The sequence below is a fragment of the Serratia sp. JSRIV001 genome (assembly GCF_019968745.1).
Taxonomy (GTDB): Bacteria; Pseudomonadota; Gammaproteobacteria; order Enterobacterales; family Enterobacteriaceae; genus Chania; species Chania fonticola_B.
The window spans coordinates 5,272,511-5,293,846 of record NZ_CP074147.1 but is presented as its reverse complement, the minus strand read 5'-3'; the positions used below and the strand labels follow the sequence as shown (position 1 = coordinate 5,293,846).

At 52.2% G+C, this 21,336-nt stretch carries 20 protein-coding genes; 3 read left to right on the top strand and 17 right to left on the bottom strand.

Translation table 11 applies throughout. The annotated features are described in order from the left end of the window. Nucleotides 1-5: 5 nt before the first annotated feature. The gene (gene tldD / locus KGP17_RS24560) at nucleotides 6-1,451 is read left to right on the top strand and encodes a metalloprotease TldD (protein ID WP_021807011.1); all 1,446 of its coding nucleotides are present in this window, start codon (nucleotides 6-8) and stop codon (nucleotides 1,449-1,451) included. A gap of 172 nt (nucleotides 1,452-1,623) precedes the next feature. On the opposite strand, the gene KGP17_RS24555 is transcribed toward tldD, so the two are convergent. Next, nucleotides 1,624-3,045: a hypothetical protein gene (locus KGP17_RS24555; protein ID WP_223498539.1), complete on the bottom strand. Its 1,422-nt coding sequence runs from the start codon at nucleotides 3,043-3,045 to the stop codon at nucleotides 1,624-1,626. Nucleotides 3,046-3,533: 488 nt separating this feature from the next. Here KGP17_RS24555 and KGP17_RS24550 point away from each other — a divergent pair, with 488 nt between their 5' ends. Together KGP17_RS24550 and gstA are read left to right on the top strand one after the other, a co-directional pair. After that, nucleotides 3,534-4,469, top strand: a complete 936-nt coding sequence (locus KGP17_RS24550; protein ID WP_021807004.1) for a LysR family transcriptional regulator — start codon at nucleotides 3,534-3,536, stop codon at nucleotides 4,467-4,469. A 141-nt stretch (nucleotides 4,470-4,610) separates the two neighbouring features. After that, a complete protein-coding gene (gstA, locus tag KGP17_RS24545) occupies nucleotides 4,611-5,222 on the top strand; it encodes a glutathione transferase GstA (RefSeq protein WP_021807003.1) in 612 nt (203 codons plus the stop codon). A gap of 52 nt (nucleotides 5,223-5,274) precedes the next feature. On the opposite strand, the gene KGP17_RS24540 is transcribed toward gstA, so the two are convergent. From KGP17_RS24540 to KGP17_RS24465, 16 genes are all read right to left on the bottom strand, one after another. Beyond that, the gene (locus tag KGP17_RS24540) at nucleotides 5,275-5,733 is read right to left on the bottom strand and encodes a GNAT family N-acetyltransferase (RefSeq protein WP_094981522.1); all 459 of its coding nucleotides are present in this window, start codon (nucleotides 5,731-5,733) and stop codon (nucleotides 5,275-5,277) included. Nucleotides 5,734-5,940: 207 nt separating this feature from the next. Then, the gene (locus tag KGP17_RS24535) at nucleotides 5,941-7,101 is read right to left on the bottom strand and encodes a sugar diacid recognition domain-containing protein (RefSeq protein ID WP_172413920.1); all 1,161 of its coding nucleotides are present in this window, start codon (nucleotides 7,099-7,101) and stop codon (nucleotides 5,941-5,943) included. 219 nt (nucleotides 7,102-7,320) lie between these two features. Next, a complete protein-coding gene (locus KGP17_RS24530) occupies nucleotides 7,321-8,505 on the bottom strand; it encodes a thiolase family protein (RefSeq protein WP_094981520.1) in 1,185 nt (394 codons plus the stop codon). Between the two features lie 10 nt (nucleotides 8,506-8,515). Next, nucleotides 8,516-9,253, bottom strand: a complete 738-nt coding sequence (gene fabG, locus KGP17_RS24525) for a 3-oxoacyl-ACP reductase FabG (protein WP_223498538.1) — start codon at nucleotides 9,251-9,253, stop codon at nucleotides 8,516-8,518. Between the two features lie 65 nt (nucleotides 9,254-9,318). Beyond that, on the bottom strand, nucleotides 9,319-10,896 hold the full coding sequence (locus tag KGP17_RS24520; protein ID WP_223498537.1) for an acyl CoA:acetate/3-ketoacid CoA transferase: 1,578 nt from the start codon (nucleotides 10,894-10,896) through the stop codon (nucleotides 9,319-9,321). Nucleotides 10,897-10,947: 51 nt separating this feature from the next. Continuing rightward, nucleotides 10,948-12,303 (bottom strand): MFS transporter, encoded by a 1,356-nt coding sequence (locus tag KGP17_RS24515; protein ID WP_179244374.1) that lies wholly within the window; start codon nucleotides 12,301-12,303, stop codon nucleotides 10,948-10,950. 140 nt (nucleotides 12,304-12,443) lie between these two features. Next, nucleotides 12,444-13,985, bottom strand: coding sequence for a class I adenylate-forming enzyme family protein (locus KGP17_RS24510; RefSeq protein WP_209529561.1), 1,542 nt, complete (start codon nucleotides 13,983-13,985; stop codon nucleotides 12,444-12,446). Between the two features lie 416 nt (nucleotides 13,986-14,401). Beyond that, a complete protein-coding gene (locus KGP17_RS24505) occupies nucleotides 14,402-15,361 on the bottom strand; it encodes a DUF523 and DUF1722 domain-containing protein (protein WP_021806994.1) in 960 nt (319 codons plus the stop codon). A gap of 12 nt (nucleotides 15,362-15,373) precedes the next feature. Continuing rightward, complete coding sequence (locus KGP17_RS24500) at nucleotides 15,374-15,904, bottom strand: DUF3833 domain-containing protein (RefSeq protein WP_179252890.1); 531 nt, start codon at nucleotides 15,902-15,904, stop codon at nucleotides 15,374-15,376. Beyond that, nucleotides 15,901-16,428 carry a hypothetical protein gene (locus KGP17_RS24495; protein ID WP_223498536.1) on the bottom strand — a complete coding sequence of 176 codons (528 nt, stop codon included), beginning with the start codon at nucleotides 16,426-16,428 and terminating at the stop codon, nucleotides 15,901-15,903. The genes KGP17_RS24500 and KGP17_RS24495 overlap by 4 nt, the downstream gene beginning before the upstream one ends. Beyond that, nucleotides 16,425-16,910, bottom strand: a complete 486-nt coding sequence (locus tag KGP17_RS24490; protein ID WP_223498535.1) for a DUF2878 domain-containing protein — start codon at nucleotides 16,908-16,910, stop codon at nucleotides 16,425-16,427. The genes KGP17_RS24495 and KGP17_RS24490 overlap by 4 nt, the downstream gene beginning before the upstream one ends. Further along, nucleotides 16,907-18,127 (bottom strand): cyclopropane-fatty-acyl-phospholipid synthase family protein, encoded by a 1,221-nt coding sequence (locus tag KGP17_RS24485; protein ID WP_179252892.1) that lies wholly within the window; start codon nucleotides 18,125-18,127, stop codon nucleotides 16,907-16,909. The genes KGP17_RS24490 and KGP17_RS24485 overlap by 4 nt, the downstream gene beginning before the upstream one ends. A 5-nt stretch (nucleotides 18,128-18,132) precedes the next feature. Next, complete coding sequence (locus tag KGP17_RS24480) at nucleotides 18,133-18,846, bottom strand: DUF1365 domain-containing protein (protein ID WP_021806989.1); 714 nt, start codon at nucleotides 18,844-18,846, stop codon at nucleotides 18,133-18,135. A 1-nt stretch (nucleotide 18,847) separates the two neighbouring features. After that, complete coding sequence (locus KGP17_RS24475) at nucleotides 18,848-20,107, bottom strand: NAD(P)/FAD-dependent oxidoreductase (protein WP_071681512.1); 1,260 nt, start codon at nucleotides 20,105-20,107, stop codon at nucleotides 18,848-18,850. Next, nucleotides 20,104-20,823 (bottom strand): SDR family NAD(P)-dependent oxidoreductase, encoded by a 720-nt coding sequence (locus KGP17_RS24470; RefSeq protein WP_179248543.1) that lies wholly within the window; start codon nucleotides 20,821-20,823, stop codon nucleotides 20,104-20,106. Before KGP17_RS24470 ends, KGP17_RS24475 begins: the two co-directional genes overlap by 4 nt. Continuing rightward, on the bottom strand, nucleotides 20,820-21,254 hold the full coding sequence (locus KGP17_RS24465; protein WP_059198989.1) for a nuclear transport factor 2 family protein: 435 nt from the start codon (nucleotides 21,252-21,254) through the stop codon (nucleotides 20,820-20,822). The genes KGP17_RS24470 and KGP17_RS24465 overlap by 4 nt, the downstream gene beginning before the upstream one ends. Nucleotides 21,255-21,336: the final 82 nt, after the last annotated feature.

The window sequence follows — 21,336 nt, the reverse complement described above, 5'->3', positions numbered from 1 at the left end:
AAATTATGAGCCTGTCGTTTGTCAGTGAGCAGTTACTCGCTGTGAATAAGCTGAGTCATCAAGACCTGTTCTCCGTATTGGGTCAACTGGCCGAACGCCGCCTCGATTACGCCGACCTCTATTTTCAGTCCAGCTACCACGAAGCCTGGGTGATTGAGGATGGCATCATCAAAGATGGCTCGTACAATATCGACCAGGGCGTTGGCGTGCGCGCGGTCAGCGGTGAAAAGACCGGCTTTGCCTATGCGGACCAAATCACCCTGAACGCCCTGAACCAAAGTGCACAGGCTGCTCGCAGCATTGTGCGTGACAGCGGCAATGGCAAAGTCCATACGCTGGGTGAGATCGGCTACCAGGCGCTGTATCCTTTGCTCGATCCGCTGCAAAGCCTGCCGCGGGAAGAGAAGATCGCGCTGTTGCACCGGGTAGACAAGGTCGCTCGTGCTGAAGACAAACGCGTGCAGGAAGTGACGGCCAGCATTACCGGCGTGTATGAGCAGATACTGGTTGCGGCAACGGACGGCACCCTGGCGGCGGACGTTCGCCCGCTGGTGCGTTTCTCCGTCAGCGTGCTGGTGGAAGAAGACGGCAAACGTGAGCGCGGAGCCAGCGGTGGCGGTGGCCGTTTTGGCTATGACTACTTCCTGGAAGTGGTGGACGGTGAAGTGCGTGCCGATGCTTTTGCCAAAGAAGCGGTGCGTATGGCGCTGGTCAACCTCTCTGCCGTGGCTGCCCCTGCGGGCACCATGCCTGTGGTACTGGGCGCGGGTTGGCCGGGCGTGTTGCTGCATGAAGCTGTCGGTCACGGGCTGGAAGGCGACTTCAACCGCCGTGGCACCTCGGTATTCAGCGGCCAGATGGGCCAGCTAGTGGCTTCTGAGCTGTGCACCGTGGTGGATGATGGCACCTTGCAAGGCCGCCGTGGTTCACTGGCGATCGATGACGAAGGCGTACCGGGCCAATACAACGTGCTGATTGAGAACGGCATCCTGAAAGGCTACATGCAGGATAAACTCAACGCACGGCTGATGGGCGTTGCGCCTACCGGCAACGGCCGCCGCGAGTCTTATGCTCACCTGCCGATGCCGCGTATGACCAACACCTACATGCTGGCGGGCAAATCGACGCCAGAAGATATTATCGCCAGCGTGGAGTATGGCCTGTATGCGCCAAACTTCGGCGGTGGTCAGGTTGATATCACCTCCGGGAAATTTGTCTTCTCCACCTCTGAAGCCTATCTGATCGAAAATGGCCGCGTCACCAAACCGGTGAAGGGTGCCACGTTGATTGGTTCAGGTATTGAGGCGATGCAGCAGATTTCGATGGTGGGTAACGATCTGGCGCTGGATAAGGGCGTAGGCGTGTGCGGTAAAGAAGGGCAGAGCCTGCCGGTAGGCGTTGGTCAGCCTACGCTGAAGCTGGATTCACTTACCGTGGGCGGCACGGCGTAATAAGCGCGGTTTAATGTATCAAGCCCTGACCCTTGGTGGGTTGGGGCCAAAGCTGGTCGTGTGATAGTCAACCAAGAGCGAGAAGCTGGCCTGAATGCTTCTCGCTCTTGGTACCTTATCACTCGTTATGGAAAACGAGGGCATCTCATTAATTTCTGATGAGTAAAATGACTCAAAGCTTTTCCAGTTCACCACTTTCTTTCATTCGATTATATTCGTCATGGGCTTTTAATTTTTGCACACCCATCACTTCTGAACTCCATCGCCATCTCTCAATTTGATTAGATAAACTTTCGAGCATGTATTTAAATTGATCAAGTGGGGCATTGCCGAGTGTGGTGTACAACATGTCTATTAGGCTCCACTTATGCCTTCTTACGGAACGATACTCTTTGATACCTTCGGCTGGTGGCGCCTCATATTCTATTGTGGTCGTTATCGTACTCACATAGTAAGATATGAACTTCAAGAAGGAATAGTCCATTTCAAACATTAATTCAGTTTTCTCTTTAAAATCAGACGCTCTATCCAAACTCCTTGATATTTTTTTCAACTCATTGATTATATGTAATTTTTTATTGTTCCCGCCGGTTTTGTTTGACGAGAAATACATTTTTTCTTTATCTGCTTTAATAATTAAACAAATTGCCGCGTATCTTATATAAGGCAGACTTATCGCTTCTTGATAAAATGTTTCTTCGGTCCCATCATAAAGAGGTTGTTTTCTGTCAAAACATTTTATAAAAATGACGGCGTCGATCATACTTTTGATGACATTAACCTTCATTTCCTTATGGTTAAAGTAGGAGCAAACCCTTGAAATTAGAGAATTATCGTCGTGATGTTGACATTGATCACCAATGAGGTTGCTGTAATCAATATCAGCAATTTCAATATTATAATTATCAAAGCCCTCAGATTCCTTAATAAAATATCTTGCATTTTTTATCGCCTCATTCACCAGTGCTCTTTTACAGAATTCATCTGTTCCATTAATAGAGTGATTCACGTTGTTTTCATCTAAATTAAGTTGATGAATCAAATGAACCAATATTACCGCGGCTTCATACTGGCCTGCGTACATTTTAATTTTTGAATCGTAAAAATCGTACATACTTCGAGGTAAAAAAACTAAGAAGTCCATGATTTGAGATTCAACCTTATGCATCAAAGGCAGAAGGTTTATGCGTAGATCAAGCATTCTTCTACATAAATGTAATGTGTTGTAGATCTGTTTATTATGCCTATAGTCTTCAATTGTATTTAATGGCTTGCTATCGTCTAACACAAATGGTGTGTGCCACCATCCTTTGGATTGCCCCCATTTTTTTGACTCAAGATCCATCATATGACAAAAGTGCATACATTGCTGCAGTTGATACTTAGTCATGCTGGAATCGTCTGGTTTTTTATCTTTTCCGATAATAGAGTAAACTTTAGCCCTCAATGTTTTCACTGAGTCTGGAACAGTATTATAATGATAAGCGGAAAAATCTTTTTCTAGCTTAGATAGGAATTCTTGATGAGTAATATCCTCTGGAATATCTCTTTTATATAAAGAGAATACACTTTCATCCGGGTATGTTTTTTGCATATGTCCTCCTAATCGGTGATGGTTATAATAAGTGCCTGACTCAGAAACCAACAGGAAAAACTCTATTAAATTTGCATTAACCTAGATCTTCAAAAATGCGGTCATGACTAATGAAAGAAGATTTTCAATAAAAAATTAGTTTAACTACATGATATTTATAGTTAATTTATCCATCTTGGTGAAAGTGAATGACGTTGGCGTTAAAGTCACCGCTATAATAGCGAGGGTCAGCTCCCCAGTATTTAGCGCTCAGTGGTGTGAGCAATGCTGACTTGGCACTGAGCAGACTATCGGAACCAGAGCCGTTGCAGGAGATTATGCCTAGTGGCAACACCCACCCAACCCGTGGTATCAAAAGACAAGGGAAAGGATTAAAAAAATCCCCGGGCAAAATGCCGGGGATTTGTGTAGAAGAGATAGAGCATGTGGAGGGAGAGCGCCGCGCATAATTAAATATCGCTTACCCAAGCATAAGAGGAGCTACTGAAATGATGAATCTGATGCATTGGCGCTTGTTGGTTGCGGTCGCTGACTCGAAAAATGTGTCCCGCGCAGCTGAGCGTTATGGCATTACCCAATCGGGTGCCAGCCAGGCTCTGACCCAAATGGAGGAGAGCCTCGGAGTTAAGGTATTTGTCCGAGATCGACGTGAGACTACCGTGACGGCGATAGGAGAGCAGATTATCGAGCGGGCGCGGCGGATGCTGAGTGAATTTGAGTCGATACAGAACCTGGTAGATATCTCTCGCGGGTGCCATTTGGGCCGAATTAAGTTGGCTAGTTTCCCCTCCGTGTTCGCGTCCTTTCTGCCAGATTTACTTCAGACTTTCAGCCGCATGCATCCCAGTGTTGAAATCGTTTCCCTGGAAGGAACCGACGAGGAGGTAGAGCAGTGGCTAGCCAGCGACAGCATCGATCTGGGCGTGGTGATGAATCCTGATGAGAAGCGTCAGGCGCTGTCGCTAGGGCGGGACACTTGGGTAGCCGTAGTTCCAGTGACTCATAAGCTAGCCAGAAGATCCTCGCTCAGTACCGTCTCGCTTAGGGAGTTGGTTGAGGAACCTTTCATTCTCGCTACTGGTGGCTGTTATCTTAACGGGCAGTCGCTGGTAGAACGAGAAGGATTGGCACTGAAGGATATAAAGATCACGGTGCGTGACTGGACTACTGCGTTTGCGTTGATCGGCGAAGGTATGGGCATCTCGATCGTTCCTGCCTCGACTTTGCCCTTAGATCGCCGAGGTATGCGGGTATTTGAACTCAGTAAGCCAATCTACCGCGAATTTGGTTTGGTCTGCTCGCAGACCGGTCAAAACTCGCCTTCTGCACAAACCTTGCTAAATGAAATCAGGAAGTCGACCCTGGGTTTGAATATCCCTATGACGATACGCGGCGCCGAAACAAAGCCGCTTGTGCCGACATAAGAATAGCTAATGATGGAGGTACAGAATTGTAATTTTACCAAAGGGTAGCGGTTTGCCAATATGCCTACACAAGCTCTACGAATCTGGAAAAGCGACACGTTCGGGGAGTAGTAGTCGTTACCCAGTTAGAAAGGAGATTACATGAAACTGTACTTTGCCCCAATGACTTGCTCATTGTCCCCACATATTGTATTGCGTGAATTAGGCCTCGATTTTGAGTTGATTCGGGTTAACAACAAGACTAAGCAAACTGCTGATGGGCGCAGCTTTTTAGACATCAACCCTAAAGGGTACGTGGCAGCTTTAGAGTTGGATAATGGCAATGTGCTGACCGAAGGGCCTGCCATCGTGCAGTACTTGGTCGATCTTGTCCCTGACAACACGCTGGCACCGAGCAATGGTAGTTGGGAACGGGTTCGTCTACAGGAATGGCTGAACTTTATTTCATCTGAGATCCATAGCGGTTGTGCACCTTTGTTCAACGATGATATTCCAGAGACCACTAAGGCCATTTTCAAACAAAAGCTATTTAAACGATTTAACTATCTGGGCCAGATCCTATCGAAACAGAACTACCTGATTGGGACCTTTGGTCTAGCAGATGTGTATCTGTTCACCGTTCTGAAATGGTTGCCGTTTTTCAATATCGAGATCAAAGACTGGCCAGTACTGATGTCGTTCATGGAACGGATTGGATCTCGCTCCCATGTCCAGGCCGCGATTGCTGCAGAAGAGGCAACGCAGCCAGTTTAACTGCGGGGGAACAGAAGTTGAGTGGTCTGGACTTCTGTCCCTTCTACCTGGATTACGCCTCCGTATACTCCATATCCTTATGGGGTATGCCATCATCAAGGTATTCGCCGGATACCGTTTTGAAACCGAATCCTTCATAGAATTTGACGAGGTGAGATTGTGCCGAGAGCTTTATCGCCTTGCCTGGTGCATCGCCGAGGATTAAGGACATCGTTTTTTCCATCAGCCTGACCCCCAGCTTCTGACCCCTGACGGAATCATCAACAATCACTCGCGTGATTTTGGCCGCATCCGGAGAATCATCCACGTGCAGCACTCTCGCGTAGGCGATAAGCTTACCGTCGCTGTATCCGGCAACGTGAAGGGTGCTATTAAGCAAATCCTGTCCATCAATATCCTGAAACGGGCACGTCTGCTCGACGACAAACACCGCCATGCGCAGCGCCAGAATATCATGCAACTGCTGCGCACTGAGGACGTTGCCTTTCAATGCCTGCCAGCTTATTTCCATCTTTAACCCTTACTTTTTTTGTTAACCATGAAATGACGGCCCTGGGCTGATGACGGCCAGAATGGTGATAACAGCTAGTCATTCAGTCATAATATCACTCCATAACTTAATGAATATACTGAATTTTACTATGCGATTAGCTGGATGAATCAGGAAGTTTTCTGACAAAGAGGGTGAGTCTGGATCGTAGCAACCTCTCCAGACACATCATTGGGGATCGTTGGTGACAGCCGTCGCATTAGACAGCGGGGTCCCCTGATGATAGTAAAGTGCAATCATCAGTTGGCTAAGTTCCTTGAAATTAAAGGGATCCAACGACGTCGCTTCTTTTATCTGGTTAAGCCGGTAGGTGAGCGTGTTGCGATGTACCCCAAGTTCCCGCGCAGCGTTTGCCAGTTCGGCATTGTGTGCGATATAGGTACTTAACGTGTTGAGCAGCATTTGACCCGTGCTCAGCATCAGTAATTTATCGATTCTCTGTTTGAAATAAAGGGTAAATGAGCTGCTGCTGGCTTCATTCAACAACCCGCTGAAGGCAAATTGCTGGCCGTTAATGACCCGCGGTTGTGGTAACGACTCCCGAGCATGTTCTATCATCTCTTTGATCATAAATACCGATTGGCGGAAAATCCCGGCAGAGCCAGACTCTACCCCAATGCCAATAGTGTAATGGCTCAGCTGAGTTTCCATAAAGGCGTTCATAGCTTTAACCGTGGCTTCGGTCTGTTCGATCGCGGTGATAATTAACAGGATCTCATCATTGCTGAGCAATATTACCCGTTGGGATTTTAAAATATGTGAGAGTTTATTGAGGATGTGATCGATGGTTTGTCCCAATAAATGCCCGCCGGTTTCAATATTGATCAATACCGGCAACAGGGGTTGTGACAGGTCGATCTCTTGCTGTACCAACTGGTGAAGTATTTCCTTACCTTTGTCAGTATCGCCCACTTCAAGATACTGTTTTAGCAACAGATCTCTGATGCGGTATTGCCAGTTCATTTCCCGGATAGCTAAAGACTGTTTGATCAACAGCTCCGCCGCCAGAATCGCCAGCTCGGCATAACGCGCAATCGCGGCAGGATTGCCACTGATACCTATCACCATAACCACCTGATCATCCACGATAATTGGATGATTGATACCGGGTTGCACATTTCGGTACCTGGCCGCCTGCTGAGCATTTTCTATCGTCATCCGCTGGCGGCTCTTTATCACCTCAAATGCCACTTCATGCCGTTCACCGATCCTATGTGGTTCGCCCGAAGCGATAATTACGCCCTGATGGTCAATAACATTAACATTATAATGGATAATACTCATCGCTCGTTTCACAATGGTATTAGCCAGCTCTAAGGTGATCAGCATACTCATACCTTTATGATATAAAACCTCTATTGTAGTGAGGGGGGATAAATATAATATCGAATGTTTCTTGCCAATTTCACGGTAAGCTTATTGACCCGTCAACAGATCTACGTAGTAAACATAATACAATTCAGGTAACTCAATGCGTAAGCCGATGTTTGCCATCCGACCCTCTCTTTGTCAGAGGGTCGGAAATATCTATTGCGCTAACTTAAGAGACTACCTTTCCCGCTCAAACAGCATAGAGATCCCTTGCCCTCCACCGATACACATGGTGGCTAAACCGCTATTGACGCCACGGCGCTCCATCTCATACATCAGTTTTACAGCGATGATGGCACCGCTGGCCCCAACAGGATGCCCCAGCGCAATGGCTCCCCCGTTGACGTTCACTTTCGCCGGATCCAACTCCAGATCGTTAATCACCGCCAATGATTGGGCGGCAAAGGCTTCATTAAGCTCGATAAGGTCGATATCGTGCACCGACATATTCAACTTTTGCATCAGTTTACGAGTTGCCGGTGCCGGGCCAAAGCCCATGATTTCTGCCTCACAACCTGCCACTGCCCAGCCTCGGATCACCATCCGGATGGGTAGCCCCAGTTTTTCCGCGTTGGCACGGGTAGTGACAACCAGTGCGGCGGCCCCATCATTGATACCTGATGACGTTGCTGCTGTGACCGTGCCGTCTTTTTTAAACGCCGGCTTCAACTGCGCATACTTTTCTTTCGGCGTATCCCTTGGGTGTTCATCGATGGCAAACAGACGGCTGTTCTTGCCTTCACGAACCTCCAGCGGCAGGATTTGCGAGGTAAAATGCCCCTCTTTGATGGCTGCCAAGGCTTTTTGCTGACTGCACCAGGCAAACTCGTCCATCGCCTCACGGCTGATGTTAAAACGTTCCGCGACGAACTCGGCGGTCATACCGTTGTGATAAGGTCCTTCCGGCCAGGTCAAGATAGAGACAATGCCATCTTCCAATTCTCCGTGCCCAAGACGATAACCATAACGAGCCTTGCGAATATAGTGGGGCAGTTGGGTCATATTCTCTGTCCCACAGGCGACGGTGATCTCGGCGTTACCGGTTTGCAGTTCCAGCATGCAATCGACAATCGCTTGCAGACCCGAACCGCACTGGCGGTTCACCGAATAGGACGTTGTTTCGTTCGGTAACCCCGCGCGCAGCTGACAAATACGGGCGATAAAACCACTCTCCGCGATTTGCCCTACGTTCCCTACCACCACTTCATCAATTTGTGCGGGTTGCAGCCCGGCACGGGCCACGGCCTCACGGATCACCGCTGCGCCCAAATCATGCTGGTGCGTATCTTTAAAGCTACCGCCCATGGTACCGATCGCCGTGCGTACGCCGCTGACGACGACAATGTCATTTGCATTTTTCATTCTATTCTCCTTACAGCACCATGCCGCCGCCGACGTTGATCACTTCGCCATTGATATAGCGTGCCTCGTCGGAAGCCAGGAAGGCGACGCAATGGCCGACATCAACCGGATCGCCAGCGAAACCTGCGGGAATTTTGCCGATCATGATGTCCCAGACTTTTTCCGGCACCCCACGAGTCATATCGGTTTCGATAAATCCTGGGCAGATGGCGTTAACGGTAACCCCTTTTTTTGCCAGCTCCCGGCAGGCCGTTTTGGTCAGGCCGATCACCCCGGCTTTTGAAGCGGCATAGTTGGCTTGCCCAACATTGCCTAACCAGCTGGCCGACGAGATATTGATGATCCGCCCGCTGGCACGCTCGCGCATCCGCACGGCGGCTTCTTGCATGCAGTGGAAGGTTCCTTTCAGGTTGATATCCATCACCAGATCCCAATTCTCTTCCGTTAGCTTGTGTAACATGGCATCACGGTTAATCCCGGCGTTATTGACCAGAATATCTATCGGCCCCAGCTGCTGCTCAGCCGTAATAAATAACTGGTTAACCTCTTCGCGGTTGGCAATATTACAGGCGATGAAAATGGCTTTATGGCCCGCGCTCACCAATTCGGCGGCAGTTTTATTGCCACCTTCCTGGTCGACATCACAAATGACTATCGCGGCCCCTTTCTCAGCCAATACCTGGGCAATGCCTCGCCCAAGACCACGGCTGGCCCCGGTGACGATAGCTACTTTATTCGTTAAACACATAGGGTACTCCTTATTATTTTAATTCCTGACCACGCTGAATTAGCGCAGAGATAACAAATATGTTTTTACTGCCTGGCCAGCATTTCCTTCAGGCCAAAAGGGGCGTCACAAAATAGTGCCGCGTCCATTTGTTTTAATGAGGGGGAAATAAGTGGCATAAATTCCATTTGTTGCAGGATATCCCGCTCAAGATCGACGCCGGGGGCGATTTCTATCAGCATCGGGCCCTGCGCCGTCAGTTCAAATACTGCTCGTTCAGTCACCAAATGCATTTTTTGTTTTTTCTGGCGGGCTATTTCGCCGTTATAGGAAATCTGGTTAATCGACCGTACCAGTTTTTTAACCGAGCCTTCCTGCAGGATGGTTAATTGCCCTTGCTGGAATGCCACCTCCAACCCCTTGGCGGTAAAGGTGGAGCAAAACACCACGTGGTGTGCATTTTGGGTTATATCGATAAACCCTCCCGCCCCGGTACAGCGGTCCCCCATGCGGGTGGCGTTGATATGCCCGTTGGCGTCCATCTCGCCTGCACCCATATAAGTAATATCCACACCGGCCCCGTTGTAATACAGCATCTGTTCCTGATGGTTAATCATGGCGGTCAGGTTTTTACCGATGCCAAAATCAACGCCACCGGCCTGTACGCCGCCGTAGATACCTGATTCAACGGTGATGGTGACCGCTTCGCTCACCCCCTCTTCATGGATGATGGTGCCAATAACATCGTTGGGAATACCGGTGCCCAGATTGATCACACAGTCCGGGGATAGGAATTGGCAAGCGCGGCGGCCAATCACCTTGCGGATGTTCAGCGGCAGCGTTTCCACTTCGCTGGCAGGAGTCACCAGGTTGCCGCAATAGGCCGGGTCATAGAACCAGGAGGAGGTCTGACGGTGGTCTTGCTCGGGGTCTTCACATACCACAATGGCATCAATAAAATTCCCCGGCACCACGATCTGTTTTGGGTGCAGACTCCCTTTTTCCGCCAGATTTTTCACCTGGGCTATCACCTTGCCACCAAAGCGTTTCGCCGCCAGTACCGCCTGCAGGATCTCCAGCTTCATGGCCTCTTCCTCACAGGTGAGGTTGCCAGCGGTATCCGCCGTAGTGCCACGAATGATCACCGTATCCAGCGGGAGTGCCGGATAGAACAGATATTCCTCCTCGCGCAGGCTGACCACTTCCACCAAATCTGGCAGGGAGCGGGTCAACGCATTCATTTTGCCGCCTTCCAGGCGGGGATCGATAAAGGTACCCAGCCCCACTTTGGACAGATACCCGGCCTGACCTGCCGCCATGGCTGTATACAGATGGACAATCTGCCCCTGCGGTAAACAGAAGGCTTCAACCTCGTTGGCGGCAATCTTTTCCATCCACTTGGGTGCCAGCCCCCAGTGCGAACCAATAATGCGTTTTACCATCCCTGGGGGAGTAAAATGCTGATTGCCGCGCTCACGATTCGACTGCCCCGCAGAGTGAATATAGGTCAGCCCGTGCGGTGCCCCTGTTGCAAGAAAGCGATTTTCCAGGGCCTTCAAGATCGACTCCGCGGCCCCGATCAATGTCATGCCGATGGTGCACAGGGTCGAGCCGTTATTCACTAACTCTGCGGCCTGCTGAGCCGAAATGACTTTATTTCTCATATTGCTACCTTACGTCTGTGCGGCGGTGCACCATGGCACCGCGTTTAGGCTTTATTTCTCAATCACGCTATTCATTGCTGCCGGGGGGCATTGATTGGCCGGTTTATCTTTACTGCCTGCGGGTTGTTTCACCCTCGCAGCCCCGATGATGGCAAGGGTCTGCAGCACGATGGCAAACCACAGGCCTGCACTAGGTGACCCCGTTCTATCCTCCAGGAGACCGAACACATATGGCCCGAAGAACCCGCCGGTGATGCCAAGGCAAGCCAGTAATCCCAGCCCACCAGCGAGCATAGGGCCGCTCATCAGCGTGGCCGGGTAGGTAAAGATGATGGATTGCACGACGAAGAACATCGAGGCACCGATACAGAAGCCGATCAGCCCTAATACTGGGCCACCCAGCACGCCAATCAGGAAACCGACGGCCATCGACATAAAGCCGGACACCAGCATGATGCGTGAACGAGAGGCGGTATTGGCATATTTGGGCAGGAAGAAGCCACCCAAGGCTGCCGCGATCCACGGAATGGCAGTTAACAGGCCGAGCATCAAGGTGCTCATTTTGCCGTAGCTGTTAATAATGCTTGGCAGGAAATAGGTCAGGCTGTAGACCGAAATCTGATGGGTGAAATAAATCGCCACAATCAGCATGAAGGTCTTATTGGTAAACGCCGTTTTAAAGGAAAACTTCTGGTTCTTATCCACTCCAACCGGTTGCTCCGCGGCCAGCTTGTTTTCAATATACTCAATGTCGGTTTGGGTCAGCCATTTGGCATCGCGGGGCTTATTGGGTAGTACGGCATACACATAAAACGCCAGCAGCACTGCCGGGAGCCCTTCTATGATAAACATCCATTGCCAGCCGTGCAGTCCACCCAGGCCATCCAGCATCAGCAATGCGCCGCCCAATGGCGCCCCGACAATATTGGCGATACAGACACCGAGCAGGAACATGCCGACGGCTCTGGCGCGATCTTCACGGCCAAACCAGTAGGTAAGATACAGGATGATACCGGGGTACAACCCCGCCTCTGCCGCCCCAAGCAACAGGCGCATAACATAGAACGAGGTGGGGCCGGTGACGAAGGCCATACCGGCGGAAATCACCCCCCAGGTGAACATGATGCGGGTGATCCAGAAGCGGGCCCCGACCCGCGCCATGATCAGATTGCTGGGGATCTCCATGGTGGAATAAGTCAGAAAGAACAGACCTGCTCCCAACCCATAGGCGGTAGCGGAAAGCCCAAGATCGATGGACATCGAGGCTCGGGCAATGCCGATATTGGTTCTGTCAATAAAGCTGATGATATAAACAATGATCAGTAACGGCATCAGGTGTTTATATATTTTTGCATTCGTTATTGCCGCCTGGCTTTTCGATGCAATATCTAACGGTCGATTTGACATAATAAGGACTCCTCCTCATGATGAGGCGATTAAACAGGGCAGAGCTGTTCTGTATTGTTAGAGGTACAGGTGCTCTATTATTTTAATGATTGCGCTTTAGGTTTCCTGACGTTGGCGCGTTTATTGGATAACGCTTGTTTTTATATTGGTGGTGTCAATTTTTGTCGTAAAGCTAATTTGTCTATTTTGCCATTGGCATTTTTCGGTAATTCTGCTGTAAAGACGATCTTTGAGGGTATTTTAAATTTGGCAATTTTATTGGAGAGCCAATGAGTGATATTATCGCTCACCAAGGGTTTATTCCGGTGCGCCACAATAAAAGCGACGGCTTCTTCTCCGTAGATTTCGCTGCTGCTGGGAACTATGGCAATTTCCTTGACGCCAGGGTAATTCGAGATCAGGTTTTCCACTTCAATGCAGTATATTTTTTCACCACCGCGGTTGATCATGTCCTTGCTGCGATCTTTGATATACAGGTAGTTATCCTGATCGAGGCAGGCTATATCGCCGGTATAAAACCAGCCGTCGTGGAAGAACTGCTGATTGGCCGCCGGGTTCTTCCAGTACTGGCTCATCACCACTGGCCCTTTCAGCCATAGATGACCAATCTCACCGGCAGCAAGCACCTGGTGATTATCGTCGCGAATTTGGCAGCTTAGGCCGGGAATGGGTAAGCCAGAACTGCCTATCTTATCGCTGCTGCGTACATCGACCGGGAAAATGCTGGCCGGTGAAGAGGTTTCTGTCAGCCCATAGATCGGCCTGATTTCCGTGGCTGGGAACAACTGCGCGAGCCTTTCGATAATGCCCACGTTCAAATGCCCGGCACCGCAAGCGATCATCCGCAAGCTGGCGTAGTTGCCCACCTGTGGATACTTTTCCGCTTCTTGCAACAGTAGGATAAACACCGTTGGCGAACCATGCAGGAAGGTAATGTTATGGCTGCTGACGGTTTTCAAAATCTCTTCTGCATTGAATCTTTGCTGCAAATGCAACGTACCGCCAAGGTGAATAAACAGGCAGAGTAAAGCTGACAGGCCGGTAATATGGCAGATAGGGATCGGCAAGATGGCGCTGTCTTGCTCGGTTAACTTGAGAGCCTGTTGGTAAGCCGTGATAGCCGCAATAAAGTTACCGTGAGTGAGCGCTGCTCCTTTCGGTGAGCCAGTGGTGCCGGAAGTATAAATAATTGCGGCAATGTCATCCGCTACGATGGCGGCAGGCTCTACGGGTTGGATCACATTTTGGTCATCTGCATTACTGAGCATCAGTTGCCAATCGGCAAGCGACACCACATGGCTTTGCTTCACGGGTTCCAGCGTCGCCATCCACGGCTGGCTGTTGGGATCGTAAAAAACCGCCTTGGCATTAACACTGGACAGGATGATATGGCTGTCTTGCGATTTTAACTTGGTGCTTAACGGCACCACGATAATCCCCAGCGCCATTGCTGCATAAAACAGCGAGCAGAATTCAGGCCGGTTACCCAAGGCCAAGACGATCACATCGCCTTTGACGAGGTTAAAACTTTCTTTCAGGCAGGCGGAAGATAAATTAACGTTATGATTTAACTGATTATAACTGTATTTATGGCCTTCAAAGAACAGGGCGGTATGCTCAGCCCGGCGGTTAACGCTCTGCTGTAAACTCTGATAGAGGTGTGTGATTTTTGCCTGCTGCATAGGTTGCCCCTTCACCGACATTTACTGATGGTGGTGAGTATAGGGAAAGGCAACGGTGCAAGAATGCGCAAAATTTCACATCTTTCTTCGGCCAACAGGGCTGACGCTTTGTATAAAATGCCAACCCTGGGAGGACAAAAAAATCGATGTTATGACGAGCTGGTTAGCAAATGTTATCGAAAATGATAAAAATTATGGTGAAAAAGGTGAGTAAGGGGTTTTGCTTTTATGCAGATGCATAAAAAGATGACGTTCGGGCCAATCCCCATCGGCACCTTACGCACCGCCATCACGTTGGGATGGATCACATAGGTAACCGCACAAGGATCCTACACTGGCGGAAAAGAGCCTCCCCTGAGCCAACGAAAAACCTATGGCCGAAAAAATCGAGCAGTTCGGCCACGAATCATACGCACTTAATTAACCATTAGCCGCAAAGCCAAATTATGCGGATAGGGGTCAAAGTATTTTTGCGTCAGCAGGTAGCTGTCTGGGTATTCGCCCAGGTAATGCTTCAGCAGCGTCAAAGGCGCGAGTATTGGCAGCAGCCCCTCGCGATAATGGAGGATCACGTCATTCAGCTCGCCGCGCTGACGCGAGTTCAGCTGGTTACGAAAGTACCCCTGAATGTGCATCAGCACGTTGGTGTGGTTCTTGCGCGAGGCGGGTTTTTTCAAGATCGTCATCAGTTTTTCGCGATAAGCCACGAAGAATGCATCCAGGTCTTCCCACTCATGCAACGAGGCGACAAAGGGGCCAATTTCTCGGTAGCCAGCTTGGTGGTGCGCCAGCAACTGGAGTTTGTACCGGCTGTGGAAGTCCAGCAGCGCATGGCGGGTGAGGCCGTTGGCCTTCAGGGTGTTCAACTCGTGCAGGGCGAAGATGCGCTCGACAAAGTTTTCCCGCAGCACCGGGTCGTGCAGGCGGCCATCTTCTTCTACCGGTAACCACGGGTATTTCTCCAACAGCGCTCTGGTAAAGATGCCTACGCCCTCTTTACGCCCGCGATTGCCCTTTTCATCGTACAACCGTACGCGTTCCATACCGCAGCTCGGCGATTTGGCGCAGACGATAAAGCCCGACAGTTCGTCCAGACGTGAGAGATAGGAATCCGTGAATGCGGTCATTTTCTCCGTCACATCGTCGTGCGGCGCTTGGCTGAAGTGCATCCGGAAATCCCCTTCGGCGGTCTGAACCAGGCGTAGTGCCGGACGAGGAGAGGGCAGTCCGATGGCCATCTCCGGACAGACGGGTTTGAAGGTCACCCACTGCGCCAGACCATCCATGACAAAGCCCATGCGTTTATGTCCGCCGTCAAACCGAACGGTCGCGCCGGTTAAACATCCGCTGATCCCAATGACGGGTTGCTTATTCATATCGCGATCCTCTTACTGTTCTTTTCGGGTGAAGAAAAGCGTTACCTGGCCGACGGTGATGCCGAACTTCTTCATCTCTGTTTTATTAAAAAGATGTATGTCATCTTGCAGATACATCCAGTCATCAAAGTGAAGTAGCCAGGTACTGCCATTGGCTTTCACGTTCATGCTGTAACGCCAGTTAAAGGCGTTGCCTTCTGCCACGCCGCTGGCCACACCTTCAATATCGCCTGCGGTGCCTTCGTAGCGATTGGTGCCGACGCGCCGGATATGCCACACCCGTTGCTGTTTCTCGCCATCGTCATAGACAAAGTGTTCATTTAGCGTCAGCGTGTCGCCGATGACGTTGCCACTGATTTCCACGTGGAAGCGGCGCAGCTGTTTTCCGCTGCGGTCCTGTACCATACCCCATGCCTCGGTTTTCCCCTGAAAGTAGTGGAAGATATCGAGCGGCGGTTGTTGATGCCGGTAGTCGCTGATGTCTGTGCTACAACCCACCAGAAGCATCATCAGCGCCAGGCCAAGTGTCAGAATGCGTTTCATTTTTCACCTCCGAGCAACTGCTGACGCAGTTCGGGATATTGCGTACGTGGATCGAGCCAGATGGCCAGAAAGTTTGTACTGAAGGCGGCAGACTGGCTGGGGCCGAGCAGGGTAAAGCTTTTTTCTGCCCCTGAGGCGCGATACCAGAACTGCCCCTGCTTACCCTTAACAACAAAGGTAAGCTGTGAGCCCGGCGTGACGTCCGGCCAGAGTGACTGCAGCATGCGCAGCCAGGCTTCGCTCTGTGGTTCTCGCTCCAGGATACCCAGAGCCTGCCACTGGTCACGGGTGGCTTCAACCAACTGGTCACGATCGATGTCGCGTTTGTAGGTAATAATCAGCGCCTGATCCTGCTCCGGCCCGTGATACCGACCGTCCGGCGTGCTCAGTTGGGAGGTATAAACGGTAAACGGCCCCCATGTCAGGCTGGTATCACCCACTTTGCGCCAGTTTAACCAGTCGGCGGCATGGGCGACGGGCGCGATGGCCGCCAACCAAAGCAACATCAGTAAAGAGGTTTTCATTGTTGCCTCCCCGTCAGAATATGGAACAACAGCATCAGAACCAGCCAACCCAGTGCCATCCAACTGACGACGATAAAGGTCGGCTCCCGGAAAGTCATGGCGCCCAGACGTTCACCAATCACATACGCTACGGGACCGCCAGCGGTTGCCAGCAAAGCCAGCATCCATCGCGGCAGCGTGGTCGTGAGGATCAAGTGGGTCCAGACGGTAGCAAACATCAGCCACAGCGCCATCATCCACAGGGGCAGCAGTGCGTCACTGTTAAAGCCGATCTGCCCCGTCAGCACCCAGAGGGCATCCAGACCGCAGCCCGCCGTGGCCAGCAGCAGGGCATAAACACGGTGTGCAGGCGACAGCATCAGACAGGCCAGGATCGCCAGGGCGAGCCACAGGAACAGGCCGCGTTCGCGAAACAACACTACCAGCGTCCAATAGAGATCGAACGCGAGAGCCATCAGCACGACCTGCACAGAGCGGTTCATACGCGCTCTGCGGTCAGTTGCACCACGCTGATGGTGCGTGCGTTAAAACCGGCTTCGCAGTAGCCAAAGTAGTAGAGCCACATACGGCGGAACCTTTCATCGAAACCGAGCTTTTCAATGTCCTGCCAGGCGTGCAGAAAACGCTGCCGCCAGTGAGCCAGCGTGCGGGCGTAGTCTGGCCCCATATCGAACAGATTACGGACGACAAAATCGGTGTGACGCGTCATCAGTTCACTCATTGCCGTGATGCTCGGTAGGAACCCGCCGGGGAAGATGTAACGCTGGATAAAATCGACGCTTTTGCTGTAGTCGCGGTAGCGCTGATCCTGAATGGTGATGGCCTGAATCGCCATTTTGCCGCCCGGGCGCAGGCGCGCCTGACAGGTGCGGAAGAAATCCGGCAGGTAGCGTTTACCCACGGCTTCAATCATCTCAACCGATACCAGTTTGTCGAATTGCCCGGTCAGGTCGCGGTAGTCGCACAGTAGAACCTGAACTCTGTCCTGTAATCCCGCGCGGGCAATACGCTCTGTAGCCCAGATGTACTGCTCCCGCGACAGCGTCGTGGTAGTGACGCGGCAGCCGTAGTGACGGGCGGCGTATTCCGCCATTGCCCCCCAGCCGGTGCCGATTTCCAGCAGGTGATCGCTTGCGGTCAACGCCAGTTGTTCGCACAGGCGCGCCATTTTTGCCTGCTGGGCTTGAGAGAGAGCCTGGTCGTCGGCGGTGAACAGCGCGCTGGAGTAGAGCAGATCTTCATCGAGAAAGTGCGCATAGAATTCGTTACCCAGATCGTAATGGGCGGAGATGTTTTCCCGCGCCTGTTTGCGGTAGTTACGCCGCGTCCAGTGGCGAAGCCGCTCCATAGGATTGCCGAGCAGGCGAAAGCCACTTTCCAGCCTTCCCAGTACCTTGCCGTTGAGGGCCAGGATCTGCAAAAGCGGGGTTAACTGATGCGTCTCCCACTCACCCTCCATCCAGGATTCGGCCGCGGCGAGGCTGCCGCCGGTGAGCAGACGCCAGTAAACACCCGGCGCGAGGATCTGCACTTCAGCACGCAGCGCAGAGGACTCATCGCCAAAATGGAGGGTCTGCTGTCCTTCACGCACGGTGAGCGAGCCCTCGCGGATACCGCTCAGCAAACGAAAGAGTAGCCAGCGCGCGATACGGGCGTTACGAGGGATATCGGATTCAAGCGCAAAGGCAGGATCGGTCATGAGCGCTAACTCCTTCTGACGGGATGGTTGTACAACGGCACACGTTTAAGCCACAGCCGTAACGCTTGCCAGTAAATTGCCAGGACGGTTTTCAGGGTCATCATCGGTATGCGCAGCAATATCGATCTCAGGGTCGCGCGCGTTAGGTGCTCACGGCGAAGCGCGAGCGTGGCGTCGAACACCTTCGACTCCTGATGATTTTCGATATGCATATGCAGCGTTTTACCGGGGGCGTTGAAGCGCCAGTGATAGACCATATCCATCGGATTAAACGGGGAGACATGGAAGGCTTTCGGCTGCGGGCGAGCCGCCTGGCCATCCACCGCATAGTAATGGCGCTCGTTCCACGGGGTGTTGCGCACTTCGGCCAGAACCCAGCGCAGCATGCCCGTACTGTCATAGCAGTAGTAGAGATTGATCGGATTAAAATGGAAGCCGAAATAACGAAGCTGGGTCAGGAGCATGACGCGGCCATCGGGACGTTCCCCGGTCAGGGTTTGCAGCCGGTCGAGGGCGTTCTCTTTTAGAGGTGTGCCGAGTGGGTAATCCGCATCATGGAAGGCGGCCGCGGCAAATCGATTACGGCGGATACCCGCCGACGGCAGCGCATCCAGCTCGTCCAGATCGATCCAGGCCATAAACACGTTATAGCGAAAATGGTGTGATTTCGGCTGGAAGCGACGATGGCGTAACACACCCTGGTAAAGGCAGCTGTTCATCTTACAGGTCCTCCCCTGCAGCGATCCCTTTCACCACGTCCAACGCGCTGCGTACCCCATCCTCGTGAAAACCGTTGTACCAGTAAGCTCCGCAGAACCAGCTCCGTTGGTGGCCGTTAATCTCGCCGCGGCGCGACTGGGCGCGCCAGCTTTGCGGGTTAAACATCGGGTGCTCGTAGACAAAGCGTTTCCAGACGTAGCGATCGTCTACCGGCGTTTCCGGGTTCAGGGTGACGCAGAACAGGGGGCTACCCTCAGGTAATCCTTGTAAGATATTCATGTTGTAGGTGACGCAGGCGCTGGCCTGGTCCCGTTCGCTCAGGCGATAGTTCCAGCTTGCCCAGGCACGCTCGCGCACCGGCAGCCAGCGTGGATCGCTGTGCAAAACCACCTCGTTATGCTGCCAGCCAATATCGCCCAGAACCTCGCTTTCCGCAGGAGTGGGATGAGCAAGCATCGCCAGCGCTTGTGAGGAATGGCAGGCGAAGATCACCTGGTCGAACGAGTGATTCGACTGCGCAAGCTGGATTTCAACGCCGCCGTTGTGGCGGATGACCTGCTGCACCGGAGCGTTGAGGTGCAGGGTCAGGCGGTCCCCCAACTGGGCCAAAATGGCGCGGACGTACTCGCGAGAACCGCCGGGCACCACATACCACTGCGGGCGGTGGGTAACGTCCAGCAGGCCGTGATGCTCAAAGAAGCGCAAAAACAGCGGAAGCGGGAAGCGGCGCATCTCCTGCAGTGACGAGGACCAGATGGCGGCCCCCATCGGCAGGATATAATGACGCGCGAAAAACGCGCTGAAGCCGTGCTGTTCGAGAAAAGTCTCCAGCGTGGCGTTTTCGTTAACGTCGCCTGCCAACGCCTCTTTTGCCAGGCGGTTGAAGCGCACTATATCTCGCAGCAGCCCCCAGAACGCCGGATTAACCAGGTTACGACGCTGTGCAAACAGCGAGGTGAGGGTGTGGCCGTTATACTCAAGCCCGCTTTGCGGATTATGCACGGAGAAGCTCATCTGCGTTTTTTGCCCGCTGATGCCCAGCTCGCTGAGCAGGCCCATAAAGCGCGGATAGGTACGGTCGTTGTAGACGATAAACCCGGTATCGATGGCATACGTCCCCTGCGGCGTGCTGACATCCACCGTGGCGGTATGACCACCCACCGTGGGTTCCGCTTCGAAAAGCGTGACCTGATGATGCCCGGCTAGCCGCCAGGCACAGGTGAGTCCTGCAATACCGCTGCCGATAATGGCGATGTTCATGAGCGAACCATCCTGCGCAACAGCCTGCGCTGAAGGAAATTGGGGAGCCCTGAAAGCAGCTTCATGACCAGGCTGAATCCGGTGGGAAAGGCGATGTGCTTTTTCCCTTTCGCCAGCCCGCGACGGATCGCCTTCACGGCATCGTCGACGCTCACCTGGCCGGGCATGGCAAAATCATTTTTACGGGTAAGCGGCGTGTCTACAAAGCCCGGTGAGACAACCGTGACGGCAATGCCTTTGGGCTCCCAGTCAAGGCGCAGACTATTGGCAAACCAGGTGAGGGCGGCTTTTGACGCGCCATACGCCTCTGCTCGTGGGAACGGCAGCCAGTGCGCCATCGAGCTGACCAGCGCTACGCGACTTCCTGGAAGGAGCTGGGTCTGAAGTGCGGCCAGACAGTTCACTGGCCCCTGGAAGTTGGTACTCATCACACGTTCCACCAGAGCGGCATCCACCACACCCTGATCCAGGTATTCGCAGGTTCCCGCACAAAGAACGGTCAGGTCGGCAGTGCAATCTGCAAGCGCCAGACGGCAGGCCTCCCTGTCCGTCATATCGAACACGCGTAACGTGATATTCGGGCTGTACTGTTGCAGTGCTTCCAGCCTGGCCCTGTCTCGCCCGCAGGCAATGACTTGGCAGCCGTCATCGGCCCAGGACTTCGCGAGCCCGGCACCAATGCCGGAGCTTGCGCCGGTGATGAGGACGGTCATCATGAGCGGATTCTCCTTTTTACACTTCGCACCGCCCAGCCAAGAAGGGGAAGATGTTCGTAGATCATCTCCCCGGCATCGTAGTAATCGCGCTGGCGAATAATCAGGTTGTCCTGTACATCGACAATTGAGCATCCTGCGAGGACTAGTGTTTCTCCCCCTGAAATCCGTGGGTGAGACCAATGCATTGCCCAAGTTACGGCAAAACGATGGCCTTCGCAGAGGGGGGAGTCGATGGTAAAGCGGCAATGCTTTACGTTGGCCAATAGATGAGTGAAGTAACGCTGGATCGCCAAAAGACCCTGATGCTCACCAAACGGGTCGCTCAGACTGGCATCAGCATGATAGATCTCCGCCAACGCAGATGGCGGCTGGTTATCCAGCTTGCTGTAGTAATCAACAAACCGGTTGATGATGGATGGCATAGAACTCATGAGTCTCACCTGAGAGTGAACAACCTAGCGTTATTGCATAGTTAAAACTTACACAATTATTGTAGTTTGTCCAACTTTGGCG